This window comes from Acinetobacter uliginosus (assembly GCF_044130295.1).
Lineage (GTDB): Bacteria > Pseudomonadota > Gammaproteobacteria > Pseudomonadales > Moraxellaceae > Acinetobacter.
Genome location: NZ_JBIQOC010000119.1, coordinates 1 through 8,417, shown reverse-complemented (window position 1 = coordinate 8,417; position 8,417 = coordinate 1). Strand labels below are relative to the sequence as shown.

Annotated in this window: 5 protein-coding genes and 1 pseudogene; 5 read left to right on the top strand and 1 reads right to left on the bottom strand. The window is 36.9% G+C overall.

The features are described 5' to 3' along the window. The first annotated feature begins 202 nt into the window (after positions 1-202). Entirely contained in the window at positions 203-415 is a 213-nt protein-coding gene (locus ACE01T_RS16430; RefSeq protein WP_227560719.1) for a hypothetical protein, read from the top strand. On the opposite strand, the gene ACE01T_RS16425 is transcribed toward ACE01T_RS16430, so the two are convergent. Further along, positions 401-3,139: a UvrD-helicase domain-containing protein gene (locus ACE01T_RS16425; protein WP_395519692.1), complete on the bottom strand. Its 2,739-nt coding sequence runs from the start codon at positions 3,137-3,139 to the stop codon at positions 401-403. The genes ACE01T_RS16430 and ACE01T_RS16425 overlap by 15 nt on opposite strands. Positions 3,140-3,348: 209 nt before the next feature. Between ACE01T_RS16425 and ACE01T_RS16420 the strand changes: the two are divergent. The 4 genes and pseudogenes from ACE01T_RS16420 to ACE01T_RS16405 form a co-directional block, all read left to right on the top strand. After that, a pseudogene (locus ACE01T_RS16420) lies at positions 3,349-3,441 on the top strand (IS6 family transposase); the annotation flags it as partial. A 129-nt stretch (positions 3,442-3,570) separates the two neighbouring features. Beyond that, positions 3,571-4,347, top strand: a complete 777-nt coding sequence (locus ACE01T_RS16415) for a sigma-70 RNA polymerase sigma factor region 4 domain-containing protein (protein ID WP_005199963.1) — start codon at positions 3,571-3,573, stop codon at positions 4,345-4,347. Next, the gene (locus ACE01T_RS16410) at positions 4,347-4,913 is read left to right on the top strand and encodes a hypothetical protein (RefSeq protein WP_005199962.1); all 567 of its coding nucleotides are present in this window, start codon (positions 4,347-4,349) and stop codon (positions 4,911-4,913) included. The genes ACE01T_RS16415 and ACE01T_RS16410 overlap by 1 nt, the downstream gene beginning before the upstream one ends. Before the next feature lies 1 nt (position 4,914). After that, positions 4,915-8,307, top strand: a complete 3,393-nt coding sequence (locus ACE01T_RS16405) for a UvrD-helicase domain-containing protein (RefSeq protein ID WP_395519691.1) — start codon at positions 4,915-4,917, stop codon at positions 8,305-8,307. Positions 8,308-8,417 lie beyond the last annotated feature (110 nt).

The following is an 8,417-nucleotide window of genomic DNA, read 5'->3' as shown; positions in this document are numbered from 1 at the left end:
GGCTGCCGACGCATAAAGTGACCCAGATTGAAGAATTACTGCCACACCGCTGGAAATCCGACCAAAATTAAAAAATAGGCATGGGATTCAGCGGACGCTTACGAAAAAAGGTTACAATATTGCAGATGTTTTAATTATAAAAGGCCAGTCTACCTCAGATATATACCAACTACATTTATGGCTTAAAGTGAATGGTGTTATCGTGGATATAACAGCAGGGCAATTTAATGAGGTTGAAAAGTCGATAATCATTGATGAACATGGTTATTGGCATAATAAATCTTTCTACGAATTAGATGCGTATACCCCTGCAATAGACTTTAAGAATTATGTAGATGAATTTGATCTGCCAACATTAGAAAACGATTATTTAATGATTGTTCAACAAATTCATCAAAATTCAACGACGTTTTAAATTTTTAGTATATTTACAATTGGGATAACGACTGCAACCTAAAAATGCCCCATAAGGTCCGTTAGTTATTTTCCTGAGTCTGCCTTGCCCACATTTTGGACACAACCATTCTGGTGGGATATTACTATTGAGCTGTTTATACTCGTCTTGAGGTATATGGATAAATTCTTTAAAACTCTGATCTTTGGTAATTTCTTCAAGGAAAATAGAACCTCGTTCACCGATTAAATAAACCTTTTCTTTTGCACGCGTTAGTGCAACATAGAACAGACGGCGTTCTTCAGCAAAGTTATGTATCTCAGGTTGTGGTAGGACTAAGTTTAGAAGAGGATCATCTTCTTTTTCAGCAGGGAATGCGCTACCACCACTATTCAATCCTAGAAGAATGACATAGTCTGCCTGTAAGCCTTTTGAAGAGTGAATGGTTTTAAACTCAAAAGTACAATTTCTGAGAAATGGTAAAATACTGTCTAAATTAGGTTTGTGGTGTTTATAGCGGCCCAAAATATAAATGGATTTTTTCTTGCCGGAACTTGCACTGGCATTATTGATTTCCATAATTGTTCTCGTCAGGTATTCGTTAATTTCCTGAGCCTTTGTTAAAAAGTTTATTTCAACAACTTTACTAGTGGTCTTATCAATGGCATTGACGACTTTTTGAAGTTGAGATTTATTTTTTTGGATAAAGCCACTGGCAACATTGGCAATACCCTGATTGGAGCGGAAGGTCTGGGTGAGCTTTGTTTGTTTGGTATAACCAAAGACCCTTTCAAACTGTGTAAAAATGCTGATGTCTGAACCTGCAAAGCGGTATATAGCTTGCCAATCATCCCCAACACAAAATAGTTTTGCTTCTGGTGCCTGATTCAATAAGGACAGAATGAGTCTAGCCCTTGCTTGTGATGTATCCTGAAATTCATCCACTATAATAAGCTTGAAAGGGCTTTTATATTTGTTCTCATTGATTAACTGAGCAGATTCAATGAGTAGGTCATCAAAGTCATGTTCTTTACTGGTTTTTAATAACTGATCGTAGCGTTGGTATACCTTAGAAAATAGCTGTAAAAAAAGACTCTCTCGTTGGCTAAGTGATGGTTTGGCTAATAGACTAGCAATGTTCGCCTGATTAGATTTGTAGTGACTTAAAAAACTGACATAAAGTTCATTGGCATCATGTTCATAGATGGACTGTGCTTTAGCGTTGATCTCAGTAAGGCTACGTGGCTTAAATACTTGCCCTCTTGATTTAAGTTCCTGTTCCAACTTCCTGAAAATGGAACCTGTAATAAACTCATGAAAGGTGGTAGAGATTAAATCGGTTTTATATTGTTGATGGATTCCTGATTTCCATTTCATGTCATCCAGATACTTTTGTCCAAAATGTGCAGGCGGTTTGCCATGCTGGTCTACAGCGTAGTGTTCCAGATATAGGTTTATTTCAGGCAGGTAAAAATCAGGCTTATATTGGCGGTGGGCTTCATCAGCTGTTTCATGCTCGTAGTTTTTTTCGTACTGATAAGGAATTCCTTGGCTATATAACCAGTTGGCTATTGCTTTTTCACCATGTGATTTAACAATCTCTCCTTGATAGGTTTCGAAGCCATCCTTGAATCTATCAAATGATCGTTTCTGCGCCTTCTCCCAATCATTTCTAGTCTTAAAAGCAAAAGGTGACAACGGAGCTCTTAAATAAGCAGTTTTAAATAAAAGATACTTTTCCTGAAAGTCTGAGTCTGTTTCGATTAATTGTTGAATAATTCGGTTTAGGAGGGCTTGAGGCTTTCCTGCATCGTTGGATACAGATGGGCTTTTACCTGTTGCTTTTCCAATGACCTTAACACCAAATTTATGGAAATTAAGTGCTTCAACACTAGTATCAAAATTGGAGAGAATATCCTTTAGCCTAAAGCTAATACGTTCACTCAGTTCTTCACCTGCATTTTTATTGAATGCAAGAACCAAAATCTCTTCTGGTTTATAGAGTCCAGTTAATAGGGCATATCCCACCTTTCCAACAATCGTTGATGTTTTCCCCGAACCCGCTGCAGCGACCAATAGGTTGCGGTCTTCAAAGATGATGGAGGAAACCCGTTGTTCATCAGTTAGTGGCGTACTTTCTACCTGATCGAAAAACTTCTTAAAAGTTTTTAACTCACTTTCAACGAAGCACTTATTTTTGGCATCAATAGCGTAGTTTGCCTGAATAGAAAATTCAATAAACTGCCGTAGTTGTTCAAACTGGTTTTGTAGTACAGGCTCAAATGCCAAAGTGCTATCCCTTTGAATGAGGCTATTAAATTGTTCTACTGATGCTTTTGATCTTTGTGATAAGTCTGATCTAAACAGGTTGCATAGACGATAGGATAGGTAAATATTTTGTTGGATAAAATTTTGGTATTCTAGTAAGAAAGGTTTTAAAGTTTCCTTAATTTTTTCAGCATTTCTTTTATTTCTTAGGAATTCTGCATCATCATTAAGTTTGATTTTAAACTCTTCAGCCTGCGCGTTGAATATACCTTTAAACTGAAAATTTTGATCGAGCGTTTCCAGTGTTAATGATGACCATATCCAACCTTTCTGAATATGTGTTTCTAGCACTTGTTCAGGATTAAGCTTTATGATTTTGGTATCCAGTTCAAGTATCAGCTCAGGAAAAGTATAATTGATTCGCCATTTGGTAGAGTCTGCAAAGATGTAGCTGAGTAAACTTGGTCGGATATCCATATGGTTTAAAATGATTTTTTCATAGTTTATGATTTATAGTTAATTATAGAGTTTACGGAAAATTTATTCAGCCTTTTTTGTAATCTCAATATCATTGGATTAGTTTATTATGCTTGGATTGAACAACCTCGCATTTGTAAGTCAATGGGCACTGTTGCAAATAGCTATTGATGATAAGCAAAATACCCTTTTAGCTAAAAGTTCAGTATATGAATCCTTTCCATTGTAGACATTTTCAGGGTGAGATCATTCTTTGGGCTGTGCGCTGGTGTTGTAAATATGGCATTAGCTATCGTGAACTTTAGGAAATGCTTGACTATTAATAATATAATTAACGTATTGTTATTATATATCATATTTCTGATTTTTAGGATTAATTACCAATAATTAATATTGAAAAATGATCGAGTATAAGGTTGTTAAGGTGCTTTATGGCTAGACCACTAAGAAAGGCTAGTAGGGAGGGTGTTCTATACACTCGACGTAGTATAGTTGAATGTGAGATTAATGAACTAGAAAAGATCAATGATGAGGAGATTGTAGCCAGAAGTGTTATTTGGCCAAACTCAATAGCTGGTTTCATATCAAGTGAAACATTGCTCTATTTTATTAGGAATACTAATAATTCTTGGCTTCGAGAGAAGTTACTAACAACCCTTTTAGAAAGAATGCATCGTCATCTTCCTAAATCTCATAGCCTAGGTGGAACAAGTCCTTCGTTAATTAATATGGAAATTCGCGATAAAGTTCTTGATGATTTTATTGACCTATTATTAGCAGATCAGGCTAATTATGATGATCGTCTTGATTATTTTGAAGTTAACTTTAATGCTGCTTTAGCTAATGATCGAAGTGATGCAAAAAATAAAATTCAAAATAAATATAATCTTACTCAAGGATTATATGGTGAAGATGATGACATCCTACCAGAGGTTGAAAATGCAATAGAGGCCTATGATCCTTTCGACGTAAATGAGCTTGATAAAGAATATTACCGACGCAACCTACATGAATCGATTAATGGTTTATCACCACTTCAGCAACAAATTGTCTTAATGTGGTGTCACGATATACCAATTACTTCGAAAGACCCAAATGAAATGACGATTAGTAAAGCGTTAAATAAGTCCGATAAAACCATTCGTAATCATCGCGATTCTGCGTTTGCAACTTTACGTAAGAGACTGGAAGATAAGGAGAAATTATAATGAAAAATCAACATATTTCTCGAGAGGATGTATTGAGGGACTTCTCAGTAGAATTTGATTCTAGTAAAAATACCTTACGAAAGTATTTAATAGAATTCCCTGAATATGCTAATGAATTAGTCGATCTGTCACTTGAGTTGTCTCGTGAGGTTGATGACAGTGTACCACTTACTCTAGATGATCAAAAAAGTATTGAATCAGCCTTAGACCGCTTTCGTATTGGGCTTGCCCAACAATCGGAAATAGTAGATATACCCCCACAGCGTTTTTCAAATGCAGCAAAATTATTAGATCTTCCAAAGCAAGTTTTAATAGCTTTTGGTGGAAGAAGAGTTGAGCTAGCTTCTGTTCCATTACATTTTCTTAATAGGCTTGCGATAGTTCTGCAAGTGACGACGGCTCAGTTGCAGGCTTTTCTCACATTACCACCACAAATGCAATCTCAACGAAGTTATAAGTCTAATGTGAAGCCAACTGCACCAAGCAAGGTTTCTTTCGAAAAGGTCCTTCATGATGCACTTATTCCTGAAGAGCGAATTCAAAAGATCATGAATAAAGGCGAATAATATGGATGCTATCGAGATTGCTCGCCAGCGCGCTGATAAATTACATCATGAAGCTGTAAAAAGGGGACTAGATCCTTGGAACTCATATGCTTTTGCTGTTGGTGAAGCTATGTTTCGAGAGATTACTGTAGAAAGATGTTTACAGGGCTCTGATGAATTAAATGGTGGGCGTGCGTTCTTTGATAGTGTCTATAGATTAATTACCCATGAAAATTCAGGTTCACTTTTTGAACAAGCATTTCTTGTAGCGCATGAAATTGGTCATGTTGAGCTAGGTGATGATACGCAAGATGAGTATGTTATTAATATTGAACCTGCTCGGACAACTGAAGCGGAACTTTCTGGAATAAGTCGTGTTGTGGATTATAACCATCGACAAAGACGTGAAGTTCAGATGGATCTTTTTGCACGAGAGTTCTTAATTCCACGTTCAGTTGTCAGAAAACTGCATCTTGAATGTCATATGACTTGTAGCGATATCGCCAGTAAGCTTGGAGCACCTTTTGAGGTGGTTGCACAGCAACTGCTAGATGCAATGCTGTTACCTCTGGTCGAACATAATCCACCAAAAATGGATTCAGAAAAGCCTCTTAATCACAAGCAGATGGATGCAGTAAATCATAGAGGTCCTGCTTTTTTACTTAAAGCAGGCCCAGGTACTGGTAAAACGCGGACTCTTATAGCTAGAGTTGAAAGTTTGTTAAATGATGAGGTTGATCCTCGACGAATACTGTTATTAACCTTCTCAAATAAAGCAGCTGCAGAAATATCAGAACGTATCGCACGTAAGCAACCTCATGAGGCAGCAGCTCTTTGGATCGGGACTTTTCATGGATTTGGCCTTGATCTGCTCCGTCGATTTCATGATTTATGTGATTTGCCTGCGGAACCCCGCTTAATGGATCGTACTGAAGCTGTAGAGCTTCTTGAAGATGAGTTTTTACGTCTTAATTTAACCCACTATCGTAATTTATATGATCCTTCTCAAAATATCGTTGATATTCTTAATGCTATTTCTCGAGCAAAAGATGAGGTTATAGATGCACTACAATATCGAGTTCTTGCTGAGGATATGCTAGCAAAGGCCATCAGTGCGGAAGAGCTGGAAACGGCTGAACGTGCTTTAGAAGTTGCAACAGTTTACGAAGTTTATGAAAAGATAAAAAAACAGGCTAATTGTTTAGATTTTGGTGATTTAGTTATGCTTCCAGTCCAATTATTGGAGGCTAATGAAGAACTGCGTCAACAACTACAGCATGATTATTTACATGTATTGGTAGATGAATATCAAGATGTTAATAGAAGCAGTATTAGGTTATTAAAAGCTCTTAAGCCAGATGGTGAGAATCTTTGGGTTGTTGGAGATGCAAAACAGTCAATTTATCGGTTTCGTGGAGCATCATCATTTAATATATCTCGCTTTTGCGTGGATGATTTTCCTGGGAGTGTAGCCCAGTCACTACAAATTAATTATCGCTCTACTTCAGAGATTGTGAATGCATTCTCATGCTTTGCATCAGATATGAAAACAGGCGGTAGAAACAGTGCTCTTACAGCAAATCGTCCTGCATCAGGCTATCTTCCAGAAATACAAACAGCAGAAAGTGGTGACATGATAAGTTGCACTTTAGCTGAATCAATCAAAAAAATGCGTGATTTGGGTTTTAAGTATCGAGATCAAGCAGTTTTGTGTAGAGGAAATGATAAACTCTCAGAGCTAGGGCAGGATCTAGAACGGTTAGGAATTCCTGTATTATTTTTGGGTAGTTTATTTGAGCGACCAGAAATTAAAGATCTTATAGCATTAGTTTCCCTTTTGACTGATAAACGTGCTTCAGGATTAATTCGTATTGCATGTAGTCCAGAATTTAAAATGCCAATGGAAGATGTAATTAAAATTCTAGAACATCTGCACACAAATGACAGCGAAATTAGGGGCTGCGACATTTCGTTGTTAGCTTTATCTCGAGAGGGCTTATCTTCGTTTAATAAATTAAACAATGTTTTACAGGGGTTTAGTAATCATTCACACCCTTGGGATGTTTTAGCAGCAGTGCTTTTAGACCGTACGCGGATAATAGCAGAAATTGCAACATCGGAGTCTGTTGGAGGGAAAGCTCAAGGAATTGCTATTTGGCAGTTTATGAATTTTGCTCGTCAAAAATTTAAAGGTAATGCATTTTCCATAGTGAAAATGATGACGCGAATACGTCGTTTAATTAAACTTAAAGATGATCGTGATCTCAGTCAACTCCCTACAGCAGCTCAAAGTATTGATGCGGTCAAATTGATGACCATCCATGGTTCAAAAGGTCTTGAGTTTCCTATTGTTCATTTAAGTGGGGTTAATAAAGATACGCTACCTGGCTCTTGTAGACTAACAAAATGCCCACCACCCGACGGTATGGTTGCTGGTGGTACAGGCTCATCTAATGATGTCGCTAGAGAAGCTCACGATAATGAGCAGGAGTGTCTTTTTTATGTAGCAATGTCACGCGCACAAGAAAGACTATTCTTTTATGGTGCCAGAACCAAAGGTCAGAAAAAAAGCCAACGCCCTCTTTCTGGTTTTTTGGACCGCATTGGTCCAGTTTCATCTATAGGAATTATCCCATTATTACAATTACCTATAGCACCAGAAAGTATCCCAATAGAAGTAGAGTTTCAGGGAGATATTAATTTCAGTGCTAATGCTTTGGATTTATACGATAGGTGCCCTAGAAGGTTTCTGTATACTCACCTTTTAAGTATTGGTGGTCGTAGAGAGGAAACCGCATTCATGCAAATGCATGAAGCAGTACGCGATGTATTTAAAGCATTAATTGGTATAGAAAAAAATCCTGCAATAAATTTGAAATCTATGTTGGAGGCTACTTTTGAAAAGTATGGTTTACATGAACATGGATACGTAAATGATTATCGTAGTATTGCTGAAATGATGCTCAAATTTTTTATTGAGTCCAGAAATGGAGCAACAATTGAAATTTTAGATAAGTTAATTTTGAATGTTGCAGATGCAAAAATTTCGATTCATATAGATGAAATGCTGTTACGAGATAATGTGCGTACTTTACGCTGTATATTTACTGGTCATGCCCCTAATTCAGACCCCCAAAATATAAAATATGCTGCATTTACCCTTGCTGCAAAAAGTGCTTTTCCTGATGCATTTGTAGAATTAGTTTATTTAGCCGACAAAAAGGCTAATTCTCTCGACATTAAACCAAAGATACTGAGTAATTTTGAAGACAAAATACGAGAAATCTTCACACGCATGCGTAGTGGTGATTTTAAAACAGCAGATTCAGCCTTTAACTGCCCTAATTGTCCAGCGCTACTTATTTGCGGCAGCGTTCCAACAGGTATCCTAACGAAAAAATTTGAAAATAATTAAAAAAAAGCTCTGTACACGACAAATTTCATAGGATCCTTGTCCTATCAGGCTTTTTCTTTCTTAAAATTGCTAGCACTTTCTTAAATTCTTCTTTTTTTCCAAAACCAATC